The 20648-nt window shown below is 54.6% G+C and carries 19 protein-coding genes; 16 read left to right on the plus strand and 3 right to left on the minus strand.

The genetic code is table 11. The features are described from left to right. Position 1 precedes the first annotated feature (1 nt). The 12 genes from dnaC to RDN66_RS10915 all read left to right on the plus strand — a co-directional run bounded on the left by dnaC (position 2) and on the right by RDN66_RS10915 (position 11639). Positions 2-739 (plus strand): DNA replication protein DnaC, encoded by a 738-nt coding sequence (dnaC, locus tag RDN66_RS10860; protein ID WP_035893348.1) that lies wholly within the window; start codon positions 2-4, stop codon positions 737-739. Between the two features lie 68 nt (positions 740-807). Then, positions 808-1299, plus strand: a complete 492-nt coding sequence (locus RDN66_RS10865; protein WP_035893349.1) for a DUF2501 domain-containing protein — start codon at positions 808-810, stop codon at positions 1297-1299. A gap of 185 nt (positions 1300-1484) precedes the next feature. Further along, positions 1485-3779 (plus strand): phosphatidylglycerol--membrane-oligosaccharide glycerophosphotransferase, encoded by a 2295-nt coding sequence (gene opgB, locus RDN66_RS10870; protein ID WP_308537844.1) that lies wholly within the window; start codon positions 1485-1487, stop codon positions 3777-3779. A gap of 181 nt (positions 3780-3960) precedes the next feature. After that, complete coding sequence (locus tag RDN66_RS10875) at positions 3961-4602, plus strand: EAL domain-containing protein (RefSeq protein ID WP_202216565.1); 642 nt, start codon at positions 3961-3963, stop codon at positions 4600-4602. Continuing rightward, positions 4599-5135, plus strand: a complete 537-nt coding sequence (locus tag RDN66_RS10880; protein WP_035893355.1) for a helix-turn-helix transcriptional regulator — start codon at positions 4599-4601, stop codon at positions 5133-5135. The genes RDN66_RS10875 and RDN66_RS10880 overlap by 4 nt, the downstream gene beginning before the upstream one ends. Before the next feature lie 228 nt (positions 5136-5363). Then, the gene (locus tag RDN66_RS10885; protein ID WP_227675111.1) at positions 5364-5858 is read left to right on the plus strand and encodes a spore coat U domain-containing protein; all 495 of its coding nucleotides are present in this window, start codon (positions 5364-5366) and stop codon (positions 5856-5858) included. 2 nt (positions 5859-5860) lie between these two features. Then, positions 5861-6616, plus strand: coding sequence for a molecular chaperone (locus RDN66_RS10890; RefSeq protein WP_202216566.1), 756 nt, complete (start codon positions 5861-5863; stop codon positions 6614-6616). After that, the gene (locus RDN66_RS10895; RefSeq protein ID WP_202216567.1) at positions 6600-8813 is read left to right on the plus strand and encodes a fimbria/pilus outer membrane usher protein; all 2214 of its coding nucleotides are present in this window, start codon (positions 6600-6602) and stop codon (positions 8811-8813) included. The genes RDN66_RS10890 and RDN66_RS10895 overlap by 17 nt, the downstream gene beginning before the upstream one ends. Then, positions 8804-9772: a spore coat U domain-containing protein gene (locus tag RDN66_RS10900; RefSeq protein ID WP_308537845.1), complete on the plus strand. Its 969-nt coding sequence runs from the start codon at positions 8804-8806 to the stop codon at positions 9770-9772. Before RDN66_RS10895 ends, RDN66_RS10900 begins: the two co-directional genes overlap by 10 nt. A gap of 107 nt (positions 9773-9879) precedes the next feature. Further along, the gene (locus RDN66_RS10905; RefSeq protein ID WP_248537768.1) at positions 9880-10629 is read left to right on the plus strand and encodes a winged helix-turn-helix domain-containing protein; all 750 of its coding nucleotides are present in this window, start codon (positions 9880-9882) and stop codon (positions 10627-10629) included. Continuing rightward, a complete protein-coding gene (locus RDN66_RS10910) occupies positions 10626-11102 on the plus strand; it encodes a hypothetical protein (protein WP_202216570.1) in 477 nt (158 codons plus the stop codon). Before RDN66_RS10905 ends, RDN66_RS10910 begins: the two co-directional genes overlap by 4 nt. Before the next feature lie 21 nt (positions 11103-11123). Then, entirely contained in the window at positions 11124-11639 is a 516-nt protein-coding gene (locus tag RDN66_RS10915; protein WP_202216571.1) for a GNAT family N-acetyltransferase, read from the plus strand. Positions 11640-11666: 27 nt separating this feature from the next. Here the strand turns inward: RDN66_RS10915 and tsr are convergent, their stop codons facing one another. Continuing rightward, the gene (gene tsr, locus RDN66_RS10920) at positions 11667-13334 is read right to left on the minus strand and encodes a methyl-accepting chemotaxis protein (protein ID WP_035893368.1); all 1668 of its coding nucleotides are present in this window, start codon (positions 13332-13334) and stop codon (positions 11667-11669) included. 195 nt (positions 13335-13529) lie between these two features. Beyond that, the gene (locus tag RDN66_RS10925; RefSeq protein ID WP_202216572.1) at positions 13530-14540 is read right to left on the minus strand and encodes an Ldh family oxidoreductase; all 1011 of its coding nucleotides are present in this window, start codon (positions 14538-14540) and stop codon (positions 13530-13532) included. A gap of 298 nt (positions 14541-14838) precedes the next feature. Here RDN66_RS10925 and btsT point away from each other — a divergent pair, with 298 nt between their 5' ends. From btsT to RDN66_RS10945, 4 genes are all read left to right on the plus strand, one after another. Next, a complete protein-coding gene (btsT, locus tag RDN66_RS10930; protein WP_202216573.1) occupies positions 14839-16989 on the plus strand; it encodes a carbon starvation CstA family protein in 2151 nt (716 codons plus the stop codon). A gap of 108 nt (positions 16990-17097) precedes the next feature. Beyond that, the gene (locus RDN66_RS10935) at positions 17098-17301 is read left to right on the plus strand and encodes a YbdD/YjiX family protein (RefSeq protein WP_035893372.1); all 204 of its coding nucleotides are present in this window, start codon (positions 17098-17100) and stop codon (positions 17299-17301) included. Positions 17302-17311: 10 nt separating this feature from the next. After that, a complete protein-coding gene (gene yjiA / locus RDN66_RS10940) occupies positions 17312-18265 on the plus strand; it encodes a GTPase (protein WP_035893374.1) in 954 nt (317 codons plus the stop codon). A 362-nt stretch (positions 18266-18627) separates the two neighbouring features. Then, positions 18628-19173, plus strand: a complete 546-nt coding sequence (locus RDN66_RS10945) for a YfaZ family outer membrane protein (protein WP_035893376.1) — start codon at positions 18628-18630, stop codon at positions 19171-19173. Positions 19174-19228: 55 nt separating this feature from the next. Here the strand turns inward: RDN66_RS10945 and RDN66_RS10950 are convergent, their stop codons facing one another. Then, a complete protein-coding gene (locus tag RDN66_RS10950; RefSeq protein WP_202216574.1) occupies positions 19229-20599 on the minus strand; it encodes an NAD-dependent succinate-semialdehyde dehydrogenase in 1371 nt (456 codons plus the stop codon). Positions 20600-20648 lie beyond the last annotated feature (49 nt).

Consider the following 20648-nt stretch of genomic DNA (forward strand, 5'->3'; position numbering starts at 1 on the left):
CATGAAAGACGTTGGTGAATTAATGAAGCGCCTGCAGAAAATGATGCCGGCGCATATCGAACCGGCATTTAAAACCGGCGAAGAACTATTGGCCTGGCAAAAAGAGCAGGGCGAAATCCGCGCCGCAGCGCTGGCGCGTGAGAACCGCGCCATGAAAATGCAGCGCACTTTTAACCGCTCTGGTATTCGTCCGCTGCATCAGAACTGTTCATTTGATAACTACCGTGTTGAAAATGAAGGCCAGATGAACGCGCTGGCAAAAGCGCGACAGTACGTGGAGGAGTTCGACGGTAATATCGCGAGCTTTATCTTCTCTGGCAAACCGGGAACCGGAAAAAACCATCTTGCCGCAGCCATCTGTAATGAGCTGCTGCTGCGTGGAAAATCGGTACTGATCATCACCGTTGCCGACATTATGTCGGCGATGAAAGAAACCTTCGGCAATCGGGAAACCAGCGAAGAGCAGCTGCTAAGCGATCTCAGCAATGTCGATCTGTTGGTGATCGATGAGATCGGCATGCAAACCGAATCGCGGTATGAAAAAGTGATCATCAATCAGATTGTCGATCGACGCTCTTCGTCTAAACGCCCGACCGGCATGCTGACGAATAGCAACCTTGATGAAATGAATAAGATGCTGGGCGAGCGTGTGATGGACCGCATGCGTCTTGGTAACAGCCTGTGGGTCATTTTCAACTGGGACAGTTATCGCAGCCGCGTCACTGGCAAAGAGTATTAAGATAAATCCGGCGAATGATAGGCGTATACTCATCACGCCAACTTTTAATAGCACACACGAGTACACCCATGAAATCAGTAAAATCGATGCTTTGCCGAGTTATTATTGCCAGCGCGTTTGTTTCAACCGCTGCGGGCGCCGTATCGTTAAATGATCTGAGCAGCGCGGCTACCCAGCTTACCGGCGGTAGCAGCACGTCGCAGACTGGCGGCACGTCTCTCTCTTCGCTCACCAGCCTGCTTAACGGCGGTAGCCAGTCTCTGAGCTCCAGCAGCATGAACAATGCCGCCGGGATCATGGGCTACTGCGCGAAAGAAAAACTGGCTTCCGTGACCAACGTGGACAACGTGAAAAACCAGGTACTGGATAAACTGGGCCTCAACACGCAGGCAGAACAGAAACAGGATACCGGCTATATGGACGGTATTCAGGGTCTGCTGAACGCGAAAGATGGCCAGAAACTGGACCTTGATAGCCTGGGCAACACCGAACTGGGCAAAAAAGTGAAAGCAAAAGCCTGTGATTTTGTACTGAAACAAGGCGTTAGCTTCATTTCTTAATATTATCTCTGCGGCGAGCGCCCGCTCGCCGCAAAATTACCTGCACAAAAAACGCTCATTTCTAAACCAATTCCGAATAACAGCACACTTTCGCTACGATAGAATTGCAGACAGATGACGGCACAATTACATTGTGAAGTTAATTTCTGTTCAGCCAGCACATCTGGCGCAGTTGAGGACGTGTAGTGTCAGAGTTGTTATCCCTCGTACTTTTTCTTGCTTCCATTGCAATCTATGCGTGGAAAGCGGGACGAAATAAATGGTGGTTTGCCGCTACCTTAACGGTACTGGGCCTGTTTGTGGTCCTGAATATCACCCTGTACGCCAGTGACTATTTCACCGGTGATGGGATTAATGACGCCGTTCTCTACACATTAACAAACAGCCTGACCGGCGCTGGCGTGGGGAAATATATCCTGCCGGGTATTGGCCTTGTGGTTGGGCTTGTCGCCGTCTTCAGCGCGCTCGGTTGGGTGCTTCGCCGCCGTCGACATCATCCTCACCATTTTGGCTACAGCCTGATAGCGCTGGTTCTGGCCGTCGGCTCGGTGGATGCCAGCCCGGCGTTTCGCCAGATTAGCGAACTGGTGAAATCCCAATCCCGCGACGGCGACCCTGACTTCTCGGCCTACTACAAAGAGCCATCGAAAACGATTCCTAAGCCGAAGCTGAATCTGGTTTATATCTACGGCGAAAGTCTGGAGCGAACCTATTTCGACGATGAAGCCTTCCCCAACCTGACGCCTGAGCTGGGTGCGCTAAAAAATGCGAGCCTCGATTTTAGCCACACCATGCAGCTGCCCGGAACCGACTACACCATCGCCGGTATGGTCGCTTCACAGTGTGGCATCCCGCTGTTTGCACCGTTCGAAGGCAACGCCTCCGCCTCGCTGTCGAGCTTCTTCCCGCAGAATATCTGCCTTGGCGATATCCTGAAAAACTCCGGCTACGAAAACTACTTCGTGCAGGGTGCCAACCTGCGCTTTGCCGGAAAAGATGTGTTCCTGAAGTCGCACGGCTTTGACTATCTGTATGGCGCAGAAGAGCTGAAAACCACCGTCGCCGACCCGAACTATAAGAACGACTGGGGCTATTACGATGACACCGTGCTGGATGAAGCATGGAAAAAATTCGAATCGCTCTCCCGTGAAGGCAAGCGCTTCTCGCTGTTTACCCTGACCGTGGATACCCACCACCCGGACGGCTTTATCTCGCGCACCTGCAACCGTAAAAAATATGAGATTGGCGGCAAAACTAACCAGTCGTTCAGCGCAGTGACCTGTAGCCAGGAAAACATCGCGGAATTCATCAATAAGATCAAAGCGTCGCCGTATTTTAAGAACACCATTATCGTCGTCTCTTCTGACCATCTGGCGATGAAAAATACCGCCTGGGATTACCTCAACAAGCAGGACCGTAGCAACCTGTTCTTTGTAATTCGCGGCGACCAGCCGGACGAGCAGGACGTGCTGGCAATGAAGCGCAATACCATGGATAACGGTGCGACGGTGCTGGATCTGCTCGGCGGCGATAACTTTATCGGCCTTGGCCGCAGCAGCCTTTCTGGGCAGTCGCTCTCGGAAGTATTCCTCAATATGAAAGAAAAGGTACTGGCCTGGAAGCCGGACGTTATTCGCCTGTGGAACTTCCCGAAAGAGATCAAAAATTTCTCTATCGATTCCCAGAAAAACATGATTGCTTTCTCCGGCAGCCATTTCCGTCTGCCGCTGCTGCTACGCGTTTCGGATAACCGCGTTGAGCCGTTGCCGGAAAGTGAGTATTCCGCACCGCTGCGCTATCAGTTGGCAGATTTCGCCCCGCGCGATAACTTCGTCTGGGTCGACCGTTGCTACAAAATGGGCCAACTGTGGTCGCAAAACCTGTCGCTATCTACCGACTGGTGCGTATCTCAGGGTCAGCTTGGCGGCGAGCAGAAAGTGCAGCACGTTGATAAAACGCAGTGGAAAGGCAAAACCGAGTTTAAAGACACTGTGATCGACATGGTGCGCTACAAAGGTAACGTCGACTCGCTCAAAACCGTCGATAACGATATTCGCTATAAAGCAGACAGCTTTATCTTCAACGTCGCGGGCGCACCGGAAGAGGTGAAAACCTTCAGCGGGATTTCTCGCCCTGAATCATGGGGGCGCTGGTCTAACGCCCAGCTTGGCCAGGAAGTGAAGATTGAATACCAGCACCCGCTGCCGAAGCGTTTCGACCTGGTTATTACCGCCAAAGCTTTCGGTCCAAATGCCGATAAGCCTATCCCGGTCCGCGTCGGTAACAGCGAGCAAACGCTGACGCTGGGCCACGACGTCACCACCACCACCCTGCACTTTGATAACCCTGCTGACGCCAACACGCTGGTGATTGTGCCGCCCGACCCGCAGTCAACCAATGAGGGGAATATCCTCGGCCATTCACCACGTCAGTTGGGGATTGGCATGGTCGAGATTAAGGTGATTAACGCCGAAGGGTAAAATCAGTGCACTTTCATAGGGGGCATACCGCCCCTTATGAAAGCATATAAATCTTTATATCATTTATAAACCAGTTCAAATAACCATATAAATTCAATTTATATTTATAAATATACCAACAAAATAAGATTGTCTAGCATTTACCAACACACAAATTATTGGTAAACATTGCTGCGTAATCATGCTCACAGGGTATAAATTCGAATCCATTCGCTTCTTAGATGATGAAAATATCGTCGCCTGGGAAGTCCTTTCCACCGCACCGTCGCAAATTAACCTTGAGCATTTTTTCAGCACAATGGCGCTGGAAGCCAGGATCACGCTTTTCTTTGCCCAACTGAAGCACGTGCTCAGCACTCCTGCTTCTGGCAAGTACTACCTGAACGCCAACGCCGATGTTCTACTTACACCCGATTTTTTACAGCGCCTCAGCGAACAGCGCAGCACGCTCGAGAAGATTGCAATTGAGCTGACTGACCTGGAGCAACTGCCCCAGCTTTCACCAGCTGAAAGCCAGCAGCTCCGCATGCGTATTGCCGCACTGCGGGAGATGGGTATCGCGGTCTGGGCTGATGATGTTCATGACGACATTCTGCCCTGCCTGGTCGAACAGGATTATCGCTTCTCTGGGGCCAAAATCGATAAACATGCGTTCTGGACGAGTCGCGAATGCAAAGAGCCGTTTCTCAAACTTGCCCGGTTATGCAAAAACATAGCCGATGAAGTCCTTGTCGAGGGAATTGAAACCCTTGCCGACTATCAATTAGCCCGAGATTCACACGCTAATTATGGCCAGGGATTTTTATGGAATAAATCGTCATGATGTACCCACCGTATCAACTGGTTATCTTGAGCAACAACTATTTTCTCTGGCTTGGTTTAAAGCATGCCCTGCCTTTTATGATTAACCCTGCCCCAACGCCCCAATGGTTTAATCTGGAGAACGATGACAGCGTATTTAAATTACGCGAGAAGATCCTCAACGATAATAGCGAATCAAAATGGCTGATCGTGACCGAGCACAATCGGGTAGAGGAAGTTCAACAATGTCTACCGCCGGAACGGGCCTGTGTCTTCAGCGACAAGCTCTCGCTAAAAATGATGAGCCAGCAGCTTAAAAAACCGGAGTTTCGCCGAACGCTACGCAGAGAAGCACCGCTAACGCACGCTGAAATCCACGTTTGCTTGTTGATAATCATGGGATATTCACCCTCAGACATTGCCAATATGCTGCATAAATCACCGAAGACAATTTATACCCATCGCCGCAATGCAATGACGAAATTTCACTGTAATTCGCTGGCTGAATTACATCGAAAAATTCGCATAATGAATAACAGTTCACTGCATCAGTAATGACTTAAAGAAATCATAAGCAATGAGAAGTAAAGATTACCACGGCGTTTCTCGACGGAAATAAACCGGAAACGCGCAATGAACATTTTAATTACATTATTCGGAATAGGCTGAGATTTGACGGATAAAAGTATCCTTCTGTAGGGGCTGATTTTAGTATCTGCGCGAATACCACTCAGAAATATGCTTATTCCATGACTGCATCAATTTATCTATTGGAGCTTATCTATGAAAAAGATGCCTATCGTCATTTTCAGCTTGTTTTGCATTATTCCGCACGCCGCTCTGGCAGACAGCCCTGCTACCGCAACCATGCATGTTTCGCTGGAAGTATTGAAGTCCTGTACGCTGCAGACCAACGATCTGAATTTCGCCAGTCACGGTTCTGACGAATCCAGTGAAATCAATACCTCCACCCAGCTTAGCGTGCTGTGCACCAACGGCACGCCGTTTACCCTTTCAGCGGCAAGCAGCGATAGCGAAAGCGACGGTACCTTCTGGCTGAAACCTGAAGACAGCAGCGTTGGGGCACAAAACATCGCCTATAAACTGTATGCTGACGAAGGTAAAAAAACGCCGGTGAACGCCAGCGGAGGAATTGAAGGCACCGGCACTGGGCAAACACAATCCGAAACCATTGTCGGCGTTATTGAGGCGGGCGCACTGACCAACGCCAAAGCCGGGTTGTACAGCGATGATGTCACCCTGAATCTGGTGTATTAAACATGCGCCGTTTCTCTCTTTTTGCCCTATTCTGGCTAGCCATTCTTTCCTTGTTCACCCACTACGCGCACTGCGCCACCCTACAGGTAGCGCCGGTGATGCTGAATCTTACTGCCTCCCAACGCGCCGGCGCGCTGTATCTCACCAATACCGGGGACCAGGCTATTCATGCGCAAATTCGTGTCTACGACTGGACGCAGTCCTCAGGAAAAGATGTCCTGACGCTGACCAATGAAATCGTCAGTAGCCCAGCGGTGACGTCGTTAGCGCCTGGGCAGCGCCAGTTGGTACGCATTGTGGTTCTCAATCCCGTTGCCCATCCTCAAGAGCAGAGCTTTCGCCTGCTGGTTGATGAGCTTCCCCGCGACCACCTCAACGCCCTCAGTCAAAACGGCGTCCATTTCCTTTTGCGTTACTCCATACCGCTCTTTATCGCTCCACAGGAACCCACCAAAGTAGACGAAACGGCGCAACTCTCCTGCCAACAGGAAAACCAGGACGTGTGGTGTCAGAACACGGGCAATAGCCATATCCGTATGAGCAACGTCCAGGCCATTGCCGATAACGGGCAGGTCGTCGATACGCTCTCAGGTCTGGCAGGGTATGTGCTTCCAGGAAAACAGTTTGCGCTGCCGTTCAAACGCAGCCACCGCGATTCGCTCTCCTCTCTGCGCGCTTATCTGAATGAACATACTCAAGCCAGTCAGCTCAGCGTGCATCCTGCTGCTGTGGTTAATCGCAATGCCGCTCCACGCTGAGCCGCCCGCTGAATCCACTCTGTATCTCTCCATTACCGTTAACCACTATCTTTACGACGGGCTATGGCCCATACGCGTAGACAACGGCGCGTTGTGGATGAGCGCTGAGGATGCCGTCAGGCTGGGAATATCAGCGCCGAAAGCGAACGCGTCGTGGATTAATCTTTCGACGGCAAAGCACATTCAGGTCAACTACGATAGCCTACAACAACAGCTAGCCCTGACGCTTCCCGAAAGCGAACTCACCCATGTCCAGCACCTGGACGCACAGCCAAATCATGCCCGCGATGCGCTCCCTCAGGCCGAGGAGATGGGCAATCTCACGCTGGATTACTCGCTCTATTCCAGTGAAACCGCCACGCTCAAGCAAACCAGCTTACAAAGCCAGCTCCAGACCTCCGGTTGGCTTCCGGGTCAGCTCAGCAACAGCACAAACAGCCGTTTTCAACGCAGAGACAATGCAGAAGCGGCCACGCATACCCGGCTCATGACAACCTGGCAGTATGATTTCCCCACCTGGCTCGCCAGCATAGCCATTGGCGATAGCGTGACGACAGGGGTGAGCTGGAGTCGTCAGGTGCGATTTGGCGGGCTGCATCTGGCACGAAATTTTCAACTCGATCCGCAACTGAATACCGCGCCACGCACGGCGTTCAGCGATAGCGTCGCGCTACCGTCTACGGTCGATTTGTATATTGATGGGCTGCAACAAAGCCATCAGCAGGTGACGCCTGGGAATTACATACTCAATACGCTCCCTACCTTCTCAGGTAGCGGTCAGGCTCAGGTGGTGATCACCGATATAAACGGTCAGCGCCGGGAAGTTACGCTCGATTTATATGGTGCGCCAAATATGCTGGCACAGGGTATCAGCAGCAGTTCGCTGGATATCGGTTGGCTGCGTCAACGCTATGCCGAGCGTTCAAACGACTATGCCGCCTCACCCATGCTGGATGCGGGCTGGCGCTACGGCTTCAACAACAGTCTGACCCTCAGCGCCCACACCGAACAACACCACGACGTACATAATCTGGGCGCGTCGGGAGACTGGCTGCTCTCTCCACTCGCGGGCATTGTCAGCAGTCATCTTGCGGGCAGCCAAAGCCCGCAGGGAGAAGGCGTAAAGTGGGGGTTCGGCTACCAGTGGAACGGACAAGGGCTAGGGCTTGCCGCCAGCACCAGCCGCAGCAGCGAGCAATGGACGGATATTGCGCGTCTTTCCGGTAGCCTCCCGGTGAGGCGCACTGACAACATTTGGCTCAGCCAGACGCTGTCAGGTTGGGGAACGCTAGGAGCAGGATGGGTGCGACAGGATAGCGCACGTTACCTGAATGCCAGTTGGTCAAAATCCTTTAACAACCGCGTCTCCACTACGTTCGCTTTTACGCATGCGCTGAGCTCTGGCGACAAAACGATTCAACTGATGCTGTCGGTTCCGCTTGGCCGTAAAGACACGGTTTCACTGCAGATGAGCAATCAATCAACGCGCGCGGACTATCGCCATCAGCCGGATTATCAGTCAGGTGGCTGGTCATGGCAGGTCAGCCAGAATAACGCCAGTACCCGACAGCAGCACGCTGACCTTGGCTATCTGAGCCAATACGGCGAGTGGCATATGGGTATGGACCGTGATAATCAAAGCAATAATCGCTACCTCAGCGGAGAAGGTTCCTTCATATTGCTGGACTCACACCCCTACGCCTTACGCTACAACCGCCAGGGAATTGCGCTCATCACCACCGATGGCATCAGCGGTGTCCCCATTGCGGTCGAAAACCGTCCGGCAGGCAAAACGGATGACAACGGCTTCTTACTGCTGACGGATTTGCCCCGTTATCAAAAGAGTAAAATTTCGCTCGACCCGCTGGATTTGCCGCCTGAAGTCGTCACGCCGCTGACGGAAATGCGGGCAACGCCCGGGCAGAGTGAAGCCGTAAAAGTCGATTTTCAGGTTCATCGCTCATCTCTGGTCAGTGCCCAGGTTATGGATCAACAGCACAGGCCACTGCCCGTCGGCAGCCTCGTCACCTTTGGCGATCACCAATCCATCGTCGGGCGCGACGGCTTTATCTGGCTGGAAAGCCCACCGATGCCTGGCGCACTGCAAATCCAAACCCCATCAGGGCGCTGTGAAGTCACCCTCCCCGCGGCTGAGGGCAAAACAACAATCAATCTGGGAACCTTGCTGTGTCATTAAAAATCCCCCTCGCCTTAGTCCTTCTCCTTTGCGCGGGTTTTCTGTGCCGCCCCGCGCACGCCTCAAATTGCTGGATAACCCAGGGGGTAACCTCCGCATTTGGCACGCTGGTCACCGGCAGCGGCAGCACGACACACGCGAACGTTAAATTCAGCTGTTATGCCGATTATGGCGAAACGCGTTACTTTAAGGTCTGCCTGAGCAGCCTGGATACCTCGCCGTTTAAAATGACCTCAAACGGCGATGAAGAAGGTAAGCAATACACGATGCTGTTTCGCCTCTACAGCGCGCTTGATACCAGCCAGGAACTGACCTCACAGGCATCGGGACGCGCGCTACAAACCTCGCTGACGGCGGAGGGAAACCAGGTCGTCAGCGGGACGTTTCCACTGCTGGCGTCCATACCGGCCGGGCAGAGCAACCTGCCGGTACGCAGCTATTTTAACTATACGATGGGCTTGAGACTGACCTGGAACAGCGCAACGAGCACAGCTTCGCTGCCCGGCTGTCAGGATGGCGAGAATGAAGGGGAAGCCATCGACAACTCGTCCAGCGCCAGTGCTACGCTGTCTGACAGCTGTTTTATCCAGAGCGTGACGCCGCTCGATTTCGGTACAGTCAACAGCACCTCACTGATGTCACGCATCTCCTCAACGGCCACCATTCGCTCCCGCTGCCCGGTCGGCACGCATTACTCATTGGGGATAAGCGCAGGTGAACACGCTTCAGGGAGCCAGCGGCAGCTCTGTAACGATAGTCATCAGTGCCTACAGTACGCGCTGTGGCAGGATGCTGGCACAACCATACCGTGGGGAGAGCAGACGGGCAGCAACACGCTGGAGGTCACACACGAGGACGGAAACGTGCAGAACTTCACCGTCTACGGCACCGTGCCTCCACAAATGCTGAGTGGCACTGGCCTGTTCAGTGACGACGTCGTGATTACGCTTACTTATTAATCAAAAATTGGGCGAGCCGGATCAATGTTACCGATAACAAATCAAGCTAAAATGTCTATATCTACGTTAACGTCGTTTTTTTACCCGATCCGGATCGCCTGAAAACCATGAAATATCTGCTCGCGAACGTCCTCGTTTATGACAACGAGGATGGTTCACTGACATTACAAAACGATCCCGACCCGGAAAGCCAGGTGTTAACCTGTACGGCGCAAACTATCCTCAATCTGCTGATTGCCCACCACGGCATGGTGGTCGAACGCGAAACGTTCCTTGAACAAGTCTGGGACGAGCGCGGGCTGCGTGGTTCCAGCAACTCGCTCAATCAGTACATCAGTATTTTGCGTAAGATTTTCGCCACGCTGGTGCCCGACAGCCTGTTTATTGTCACCGTGCCAAAAGTCGGATTTATGCTCAGCGCGGATGTTACTCTCACGCCGCTCACTCCCCTTCCGCCGCCACCGGTGTTAACGAGTGAAAAAGCCTCCCGTCCGAGAAAATGCACCGCCGTATACGCGATAGTCACCCTCATCGTACTGGCGCTTTGCAGCACCGCGATCGTCTGGAAAAACCGGCAACAGCAGGCCGATCTCTATTTGTTAGAGCATATCGGCAACTGCCCGGTCTATACCCTCGCGCCGCTGGCGGATGTCTTCAGGGAGCAGGCTAAAAAGTTGATCGCGCAGATTCAAAAAGACGGGGCCTTTTCATGTCTGAATCACTCCATTTTTTATGCCCATATTCAGGCTCCTTTACTGTATGGCGATGAAGGTCGCCTGGTGCTCTCCCAATGCTCCCAGTTTCTCGGCAAAGCCAGCGCCTGCCAGACGCTCTATTACTACGAGTGGCAAAAGTGAAAAAGCACAAACGACTCATCGGCTTTATCTTACTTAACCTGCTGATTATCCTTGCGGCTTCACTGTGGGTAGGTAGCACCACGCGCCTCTCTATGACCTGTCAGGGCAGCCTGACCTATAAAGACAGCCATCAGGACAACCATTTTTCATTTGAAGGAATGGTGGTCATGCACTTCGCGCCGGATGGCACCGGCTATATCAACATGAACGGCGAAGTATTTAACGATGGGCAACATGCTAAAGTTTCGCGCCAGGAGAGCTTTGACTGGCACTACGTACATGAAACGTTTTACGAACTGCACATCAAGCAACTTGAAAAGCTTGGTCACGACAACGTGCCAGCGGGAGTCTTTGAAAAATACGCGCTGGGTATTACCCCGGGCCAGAAACGGCTGTTGAGCATCCGCAAAACACCGGATAATGCGATGATTATCAGTAATTTTTATTCGCCGATTCTCGTTTGTGCAGGTTAACGGCGGGCTATACTTCCTTCCATGATAAATTCCGTTCGCCCGACAACCTCTGCGGATATTCCCGCACTACCTGTGATTGAACGCGCCGCCGGGCAGCGCTTTCAGCAGGCGCCCGGACTACAATGGATTGCACAAGGTCCCGTCATTTCTGCGGATTGCCATCAGCATTACGCGCAGCAAAAGATGAGCTGGGTGGTAGAGCACAACGATCAACCCTGTGGTTTTCTGCTAGCACAAGCGCAGAGTTCAACGCTCTTTATTGTCGAAATATCCGTGCATCAGGCCTGTCAGGGATTGGGGTTAGGCCGCCAGCTTATAAGCTATGTCGCCGCACAAGCTAAGGCACAAGGTTTCACGTCGCTGACGCTGACGACCTTCCGGGATGTGCCCTGGAACGCGCCGTGGTATGCCCGAATGGGGTTTGAGATACTGCCGGAAGACTCGCTGAGTACCGCGCTTCGGCAGAAACTGATGCAGGAAGTGGCGCACGGCATGGCGTATGAATCACGCTGCGCCATGCGCCTGATGCTGAACTAATGCGCCCGGACAGAGGCGCATGTTATATCAGAAGGTTTCCCAGTTTTCCCCGGTATCGGTCGCTGCGGCTTTACGCAGGCTGCCAGCTACCGGCGCATTCACCGCGCTGACGGGTTCGCGTGCGGCGCTTGCCTGGCTTTGCTGGATACGGAATACGGCAACCGCCTGAGTCAGTCGGCTGGCCTGTTCTTCCAGCGCGGCGGCGGCGGCGGCGGACTCTTCCACCAGCGAAGCGTTTTGCTGAGTCACACGATCCATTTCCGATACGGCCAGACCCACCTGGTCGATACCACGGCTCTGTTCATCCGATGCGGAAGCAATTTCGCCCATAATATCGGTCACGCGGGTCACCGCGTTAACGATTTCATCCATGGTTTCGCCCGCGCTTTCTACCAGCGTAGAACCGAGGTCGACGCGGTTTACCGAGTCTTCAATCAGACTCTTAATTTCCCGCGCTGCCTGGGCGCTGCGCTGCGCCAGGTTACGGACTTCACCTGCGACCACCGCAAAACCGCGCCCCTGCTCACCGGCGCGTGCGGCTTCCACCGCGGCGTTCAGCGCCAGAATGTTAGTCTGGAAGGCAATGCCGTCAATCACGCTGATAATATCGGCAATTTTCTGCGAACTGGCGGTGATATCACGCATGGTTTGCACCACGTTATCCACTACTTTTCCGCCCTTCTGCGCGGTTTCCGACGCGCTAAGCGCCAGATGACTCGCCTGACGGGCGTTTTCGGCGTTCTGCTTCACGGTCGCGGTCAGCTCTTCCATACTCGCTGCCGTTTCCTCCAGAGAAGCCGCCTGCTGCTCGGTACGTGAAGAAAGGTCGTTGTTACCCATGGCGATCTCGCTCGCGCCGCTGTAAATCGCGTCGGCCCCCTGACGAACTTCGCCCACGGTACGTGCCAGCTCGCCCTGCATATGGCGCAGAGAATGTGCCAGCTCGCCCATTTCGTTGTCGCTTTCCACGTCGATGCGTTTGACCAGGTCACCGCCCGCAATGTGGCGAATGCTGTCGATTAAACGATTCAGTGGTGCGATAAGCGTTTTACGTACGCCAAGCCAGACGGAGATAATCACCGCCAGTACGGCGATCATCACGCTGAACAGGATCCACATGGCCTGAGTGTAAGAGGCGTTGCTGTCGTTGACCGCCAGATCGTACAGGCTGTCGTTCTGCTGCAGGTAGTTGACGTAAGCCTTCTCAAAACCGTCCTGATAGCCCTGGGTCGGCTGGTCGAAGAAGTCGTTGATTTTACCGGCGCCCAGCAGTTTGATGAGCTCGGCCAGCGCGCCGTGGTAAATATCGTAGTTACGCTGAATTTCCAGCGCCGCCGCTTCGCTTTGACGCGGGTCACGCGGCATCGCTTCGTACTCAGCCCAGCGTTTTTCCGCTTCTGACAGCGATTTCGTGGCAATCTGCATCAGTTCAGCAACGGTGGAACCGCTGCCGATATTGTTCTGATCCATCATGTATCGGATCCCGGCGCGGTTCAGGGTGTTACGGGTTTGCAGCAAAGCCACCCAGCTCCCATTCAGCCCTGACTGCTGCTGACGCACGGTTTGCAAAATGGTGAAGTTCTCTTTGTCGTGCTTTAAAGAGTTAAAGAACAGGCCCCCTGATGCCAGCTGTAACAGGCCAAACAACACCAAAACCAGCACAAGGCTAGTGACGATTTTTATACGTTTTAACATGTTTCTCTTTCCTCCGGACGAATAACGAGTTTTCGGCGTGGAAAAGAAAAACTTTATAGAAATTGTGACTATTAATACGGGTAGTGGCACGATTTTGCATCAGTGGTCGGTATTCCCCGGGGTCGGCGTAAACGCCTCGCCCGGGCTACAGAAACATGGTAGCCCGGCCAAGCGGAGCGCCGCCGGGGAAACTCGTTATCCGCGCAGCGCGCAAATCTCATCGTACAGGCCGCGAGACACTTCCAGCCCCTGCTTCTCACTTTGCTCACGCGCCAGATAGCGTCGCTCGCCCGGTAATCGCGCGCCCTGTGATTGCATGCCGCTAAACAGCGTCTCGGCGCGCGCCAGATGCGCCTCGGCCTCACCGCCCAGGAAACGCTGCGGGTCCAGCGCCAGAATCAGCTCACCGCCATACGGCAGGCCGCCCGCGCCGTTATCCCACGCCAGCGATTCGGCGCTGGTCATATCGCCAATCAGCGGACCGGCTAACAGCTCCACCATCGCCGCAAGCGCCGAGCCCTTATGGCCGCCGAAGGTCAGCATCGCCCCGTCCAGCACCGCCTGTGGATCGGTGGTCGGCTGGCCGTCGCTATCAATTCCCCACCCTTGCGGAATCGTTTTCCCCGCCCGCTGATGCAGCTGAATCTCACCCCGCGCCGCCGCGCTGGTCGCCATATCAAAAATAAACGGCGGCTTCTCGCCGCGCGGCCAGCCAAACGCAATCGGGTTGGTGCCAAACAGCGGCTGCGTACCGCCCGCCGGGGCCACCCACGCGTGGCTTGGCGTGCAGGCATAGCCCACCAGCCCCACGTCGGTCAGCGGTTCCACATCGGCAAACAGCGCGGAGAAGTGCACGCAGCGGTTAATCGCCAGCGCCGCAATCCCGCACTGGCGGGCTTTTTCAATCAGGAGAGGCAGCGCCTTTTCATAGGCACAAAGCGAATACGCCCCGTTGGCATCCGCCTTCACGATTGCTGGTGCCTGGTCGACGACCGTTGGCTCCGCATCCGGCGACACCTTACCTTTACGCAGGGTCTCCACAATGCCCAGCAGTCGCCACAGGCCGTGCGAAGCGCAGCCGTCGCGTTCGCCCGCGGTCACGTTGCGCGCAATGGCATCGGCATGAGGGGCTGAAAACCCGTTTGAAATGAGGACGTCGAAAGCCAGTTGGTAGGCATCCTTGAGCGCGATGTTGATAGTTGTCATTGTTGTTCTCCATATTGTAGGGCTGGCGTATAGGGTAGACGGATGCGAGAAATTTAATCAGCTTAACATAGTGATATACATCACATTTTCACCGTTATCCCGTCATGATAGAAACCACTCACCGTCATTTCTGACCGCTTAGCCATCACTTTCAACCGCTCACCCATTTACCCAACTTTACGCGCGCGTATCTCTGGCAAGCTTGTCATCAGCATAACGGTCAATACCTCCTCAAACCCAAACTCAAAACAACGGCAGCTTCGGCTGATTATTCATCCTATTAGAACCAGGTTTTACTATGGATACGAAAAAGCTATTCAAGCACATACCCTGGGTGATTCTCGGAATCATCGGTGCATTTTGCCTCTCGGTCGTCGCCCTGCGCCGCGGTGAGCACGTCAGTGCCCTGTGGATCGTCGTCGCGTCGGTTTCTGTTTATCTGGTGGCGTACCGCTACTACAGTCTGTACATCGCCCAAAAGGTGATGAAGCTCGACCCCACGCGCGCGACGCCAGCGGTCATTAACAACGATGGCCTGAACTACGTGCCGACCAACCGCTACGTGCTGTTCGGCCACCACTTCGCCGCTATCGCCGGTGCAGGCCCGCTGGTTGGGCCGGTACTGGCCGCGCAGATGGGCTACCTGCCGGGTACCCTCTGGCTGCTGGCAGGCGTGGTGCTCGCGGGTGCCGTACAGGACTTTATGGTGCTGTTTATCTCCACGCGCCGTAACGGTTCGTCGCTGGGCGAAATGGTCAAAGAAGAGATGGGCCGCGTGCCGGGCTCCATTGCCCTGTTCGGCTGCTTCCTGATTATGATAATCATCCTGGCGGTGCTGGCGCTGATCGTGGTGAAAGCCCTGGCAGAAAGCCCGTGGGGCGTGTTCACCGTCTGCTCCACCGTGCCGATTGCGCTGTTTATGGGTATCTACATGCGCTTTATCCGCCCGGGCCGCGTCGGCGAAGTGTCGGTGATGGGTATCGTGCTGCTGGTCGCCTCTATCTACTTCGGCGGCGTGATTGCCCATGACCCGTACTGGGGCCCGGCGCTGACCTTTAAAGACACCACCATCACCTTCGCGCTGATTGGCTACGCCTTTATCTCTGCCCTGCTGCCTGTATGGCTGATTCTGGCACCACGCGACTACCTCGCGACCTTCCTGAAAATCGGCGTTATCGTTGGCCTGGCGCTTGGCATCGTGATCCTCAACCCGGATCTGAAAATGCCAGCCGTGACCCAGTACATCGACGGTACCGGTCCACTGTGGAAAGGCGCGCTGTTCCCGTTCCTGTTTATCACCATCGCCTGTGGCGCCGTTTCTGGCTTCCACGCGCTGATCTCCTCCGGCACCACGCCGAAGCTGCTGGCGAATGAAAACGATGCGCGCCTGATTGGTTATGGCGCGATGCTGATGGAGTCCTTCGTGGCGATTATGGCGCTGGTTGCGGCGTCCATCATCGAACCGGGCCTCTACTTCGCGATGAACACGCCTCCGGCGGGCCTCGGCATCACCATGCCAAACCTGCATGAGATGGGCGGCGAGAACGCGGCGCTGATTGCCGCACAGCTAAAAGATGTGACCATTCACGCTGCCGCCACCGTCAGCTCCTGGGGCTTCGTGATTTCGCCAGAGCAGATCCTGCAAACCGCGAAAGACATCGGCGAGCCTTCGGTATTGAACCGCGCAGGCGGCGCACCAACCCTGGCGGTCGGTATTGCGCACGTGTTCCACAAAGTGCTGCCGTGGGCGGATATGGGCTTCTGGTACCACTTCGGTATTCTGTTCGAAGCGCTGTTCATCCTCACCGCGCTGGACGCCGGTACCCGTGCGGGCCGCTTTATGCTGCAAGATTTGCTCGGTAACTTCGTGCCGTTCCTGAAGAAAACCGACTCGCTGGTCGCTGGCGTGGTTGCGACGGCGGGCTGTGTTGGTCTGTGGGGTTATCTGCTGTATCAAGGCGTAGTCGACCCACTGGGCGGCGTGAAGAGCCTGTGGCCGCTGTTCGGTATCTCTAACCAGATGCTGGCCGCCGTGGCGCTGGTGCTTGGCACCGTCATCCTCGTGAAGATGAAACGCAGCAAGTACGTGTGGGTGACCATCATTCCGGCAGTATGGCTGCTGATCTGCACCACCTGGGCGCTGGGCCTGAAACTGTTCAGCACCAACCCGCAGATGGAAGGCTTCTTCTTCATGGCTAGCCAGTACAAAGAGAAGATTGCTTCCGGTGGTGAACTGACTGCACAGCAGATTGCCAACATGAACCACATCGTTATCAACAACTACACCAACGCAGGCCTGAGTATTCTGTTCCTGGTGGTGGTGTACAGCATCATCTTCTACGGTTTCAAAACCTGGATGCAGGTGCGCAATAGCGATAAACGTACCGACAAAGAAACACCGTATGTGCCAGTACCGGAAGGCGGCGTGAAGACCTCTTCACACCACTAATCCACCAAACCCTCCCTCTCCCTCCGGGAGAGGGCCAGGGTGAGGGAAAACGAGTTCCCCAGCCCGATAGAGAGAACCTCGTCGGGCTTTGTCTTATCAGGATGGTCTATGTTTGGTAACTTAGGGCAAGCTAAAAAATATCTCGGTCAGGCGGCAAAAATGCTGATTGGCATTCCGGATTACGACAACTACGTCGAACATATGCAGACCAACCATCCGGATAAACCGTACATGACCTACGAAGAGTTCTTCCGCGAGCGCCAGCAGGCGCGCTACGGCGGCGATGGAAAAGGCGGCATGCGCTGCTGTTAAAGGAGACATCATGGCACCGATTGCAGTTACCCTACTTACCGGTTTCCTCGGCGCGGGCAAAACCACCCTGCTGCGCCACATCCTCAATGAACAGCACGGCTTTAAAATTGCCGTGATTGAAAACGAATTCGGCGAAGTCTCCGTCGACGACCAGTTGATTGGCGACCGCGCCACGCAGATTAAAACCCTGACCAACGGCTGCATCTGCTGCACCCGCTCTAACGAACTGGAAGACGCGCTGTTAGACCTGCTCGATAATCTCGACCAGGGCAACATCAGTTTCGACCGCCTGGTGATTGAATGCACCGGCATGGCCGACCCCGGCCCCATCATTCAGACCTTTTTCTCCCACGAGGTACTGTGTGAACGCTATCTGCTGGATGGCGTCATTGCGCTGGTCGACGCGGTGCACGCCGACGAGCAGATGAACCAGTTCACCATTGCCCAGTCGCAGGTTGGCTACGCTGACCGTATTCTGCTGACCAAAACCGACGTCGCCGGTGAGGCCGAAAAGCTGCGCGAGCGTCTGGCCCGCATCAACGCCCGCGCGCCGATTTACACCGTCACCCACGGCGATATCGACCTGAATCTGCTGTTCAACACCAACGGCTTTATGCTGGAAGAGAACGTCACCTCGAAGCCGCGCTTCCACTTTATGGCCGACCAGCAAAACGACGTGTCGTCGATTGTGGTCGAGCTGGATTACCCGGTGGATATCAGCGACGTCTCCCGGGTGATGGAAAACCTGCTACTGGACTTCGCCGACAAGCTGCTGCGCTACAAAGGGATGCTGTGGATTGACGGCGAACCGAACCGCCTGCTGTTCCAGGGGGTACAGCGTCTGTACAGCGCCGACTGGGACAGGCCGTGGGGCGATGAAGCGCCGCACAGCACGCTGGTGTTTATTGGCATTCAACTGCCGGAAGCAGAAATTCGCGCGGCATTCGCCAGCCTGAAAAAATAGCCCGTAGCCCTGCCTGAATCACGCCCCCTCCGCCCGGAAGGGGGTAATTAAATGCGTAGAAATGTAAATATCCATTTTTATTCATGACAATTGGAATGCTTTCGGAAACTATTAGAAAGACAATTAATTCACTGCCAACCAATATCCCCCGCTCTGTTCAAGGTACGTTTAGCCAAAAACTAAACGGGCGCTAAACGTCAAAACGCTAATTATTGACGCAGGTAAAAACAAACAGACAGGCAACAAAAAAATACCATACCCACTACAATTCCAGTATTAAAAATCGACATGAGTCACATTTGCAGAAGTAAAATCCACTTGTTAAGGTGTCCTCAGATTAATTTTATGACGAGGAATAAACCATGAAAAAGCTTAATATCCTGCTCCTATCCGCTCTGACCGCCGTATCCGGTTCCGCACTGGCGATGGGCGGTAGCCTTGAGCAGGGTAAAAACTTTACCAACCTGAATCTGGAAATGGGTAAATCCTCATCCGGCCTGTACGCAGAAAGCAACTGGCTGAAAAACACCGACGACGGCACCCAGACCGGCGGCGTGGGCGCAGGCTATAACCTGGAAGTCGGCCCAGTGATGCTGAACGCAGGCGCGAAAGCTATCTACATCGGCCCGAAAAAAGGTGATAACGGCGTGGCGTTCCCTATCGGCGGCGGCGTTAGCGTAGCCCTGACCGACAGCATCCGCGTCTTTGGCGAAGGCTATGCCGCGCCGGAAGGCCTGAACAACAGCGTGAAAAACTACGTTGAAGCCAACGGTGGCGTAAGCTGGTCGCCAATTTCACTGGTCACGCTGAAAGTGGGCTATCGCCACGTCAGCGTTGACGGCAAAGACGGCCGTCCAAACCACACGCTGATTGACGGCGCTTACATTGGCGGCGGCGTAAACTTCTAACGTTACCCACTTCCCAAAAAAACCTGCCAGATGGCAGGTTTTTTTATGGCTGCCGCTATTGGCGCACTACCACCAGCTTCTGGTTCACAAACTCTTTGATCCCCAGATCCGACAGCTCGCGCCCGTAGCCGGAACGCTTCACGCCGCCAAACGGTAGTTCAGCCGCGGTATCGGTGAGCCAGTTGATGTACACCATCCCGGTCTCAATGCGCGAGGCCATTTTCTTCGCCCGTTCAATATCCTGGCTAAAGACCGCGCCGCCCAGCCCGTAGTGGGAATCATTGGCCAGAGCTACCGCTTCATCATCGCTCTTCACCACGTAAATCTGCGCGACAGGGCCGAAGAACTCTTCGAAATACGCCGGGTTATCGCGGGAAATGTAGGTCAGAATGGTAGGCTCGAAGAAGCTGCCGTCACGCTGCACCGGCTTACCGCCGAGATGCAGCTTCGCGCCGTTTTTCAGTGCTTCGTTGACCTGTTTGGTCAGCGTCTCCAGCGCGTCTTTTGACGACAGCGGGCCAAGCGTGGTGCTTTCATCCAGCGGGTCGCCAATTTTTGCCTGCTTAAACGCCTCGGTAAACTTGCTCAGGAAAGCATCGGCAATTTTCTCATGCAGCACAAAACGTTTTGCCGCGGTACAGACCTGCCCGGCGTTGTTAAGGCGGGCATTGACGCCGATTTTCACCGCTTTATCGAGGTTGGCATCGTCCAGCACCACGAAGACATCGTTACCGCCCAGCTCAAGGGTCGATTTCTTAATGTGCTTCGCCGCCTGCGCCGCCACCACGCTCCCCGCCTTTTCAGAACCGGTCAGCGCCGCGCCCTGCACGCGGTCGTCGGCAATAATGTTGGCCACCTGATCCTGCGAGATGTACAGGTTCGCCCACGCCCCTTCCGGTGCGCCCGCTTCACGCACCAGGTGCGCAAAGACCTCTGCGCAGTGCGGCACAATGCTGGCGTGCTTCGCCAGCACCGGGTTACCTGCTGCCAGGTTCGGGGCCAGCACGCGCATCAGCTGGTAATAAGGGAAATTCCACGGCTCAACGGCCATCAGCACGCCGATAGGATGATGTTCGACCCACGCCTCGCCGAGCTCGGATTTGTACTTCACCGGCGCGAGAAACTGCTTCGCGTTGTCGGCATAGTAGCGGGCAATTTGCGCGCATAGTTTCACCTCGCCGCGACTTTGGGCGATCAGTTTGCCCATCTCCTGGCTGGCAATCTTCGCCAGCTCCTCAACGCGGGCATCTATCAAATCGGCTAATTTGTGGAGTACCGGCAGGCGCTGGTCGATATCCCCTTTTGCCCAGCCGGAATGGTAGAGCGCATCGGCCGCTTTCAGCGCCGCTTCAACGTCCGCGTCGGTATGAGAAGGGTATGCTTTGATAAGCTGGTTAGTGGCAGGATTAACTGTCTGGTAAGCCATCGTGAATCTCCTTGTTTTTACCGCTTAGGGTATTAAGGGTAGTCAATCT

This window comes from uncultured Kluyvera sp., from assembly GCF_902485085.1.
GTDB lineage: Bacteria > Pseudomonadota > Gammaproteobacteria > Enterobacterales > Enterobacteriaceae > Kluyvera > Kluyvera ascorbata.

Excerpts from the sequence above, each read along its gene's own strand:
- dnaC (WP_035893348.1), top strand. The coding sequence starts at position 2 with ATGAAAGACGTTGGTGAATTAATGAAGCGCCTGCAGAAAATGATGCCG.
- RDN66_RS10865 (WP_035893349.1), top strand. The coding sequence starts at position 808 with ATGAAATCAGTAAAATCGATGCTTTGCCGAGTTATTATTGCCAGCGCG.
- RDN66_RS10875 (WP_202216565.1), top strand. The coding sequence starts at position 3,961 with ATGCTCACAGGGTATAAATTCGAATCCATTCGCTTCTTAGATGATGAA.
- RDN66_RS10880 (WP_035893355.1), top strand. The coding sequence starts at position 4,599 with ATGATGTACCCACCGTATCAACTGGTTATCTTGAGCAACAACTATTTT.
- RDN66_RS10885 (WP_227675111.1), top strand. The coding sequence starts at position 5,364 with ATGAAAAAGATGCCTATCGTCATTTTCAGCTTGTTTTGCATTATTCCG.
- RDN66_RS10890 (WP_202216566.1), top strand. The coding sequence starts at position 5,861 with ATGCGCCGTTTCTCTCTTTTTGCCCTATTCTGGCTAGCCATTCTTTCC.
- RDN66_RS10895 (WP_202216567.1), top strand. The coding sequence starts at position 6,600 with ATGCCGCTCCACGCTGAGCCGCCCGCTGAATCCACTCTGTATCTCTCC.
- RDN66_RS10905 (WP_248537768.1), top strand. The coding sequence starts at position 9,880 with ATGAAATATCTGCTCGCGAACGTCCTCGTTTATGACAACGAGGATGGT.
- RDN66_RS10915 (WP_202216571.1), top strand. The coding sequence starts at position 11,124 with ATGATAAATTCCGTTCGCCCGACAACCTCTGCGGATATTCCCGCACTA.
- tsr (WP_035893368.1), bottom strand. The coding sequence starts at position 13,334 with ATGTTAAAACGTATAAAAATCGTCACTAGCCTTGTGCTGGTTTTGGTG.
- RDN66_RS10925 (WP_202216572.1), bottom strand. The coding sequence starts at position 14,540 with ATGACAACTATCAACATCGCGCTCAAGGATGCCTACCAACTGGCTTTC.
- btsT (WP_202216573.1), top strand. The coding sequence starts at position 14,839 with ATGGATACGAAAAAGCTATTCAAGCACATACCCTGGGTGATTCTCGGA.
- RDN66_RS10935 (WP_035893372.1), top strand. The coding sequence starts at position 17,098 with ATGTTTGGTAACTTAGGGCAAGCTAAAAAATATCTCGGTCAGGCGGCA.
- yjiA (WP_035893374.1), top strand. The coding sequence starts at position 17,312 with ATGGCACCGATTGCAGTTACCCTACTTACCGGTTTCCTCGGCGCGGGC.
- RDN66_RS10945 (WP_035893376.1), top strand. The coding sequence starts at position 18,628 with ATGAAAAAGCTTAATATCCTGCTCCTATCCGCTCTGACCGCCGTATCC.
- RDN66_RS10950 (WP_202216574.1), bottom strand. The coding sequence starts at position 20,599 with ATGGCTTACCAGACAGTTAATCCTGCCACTAACCAGCTTATCAAAGCA.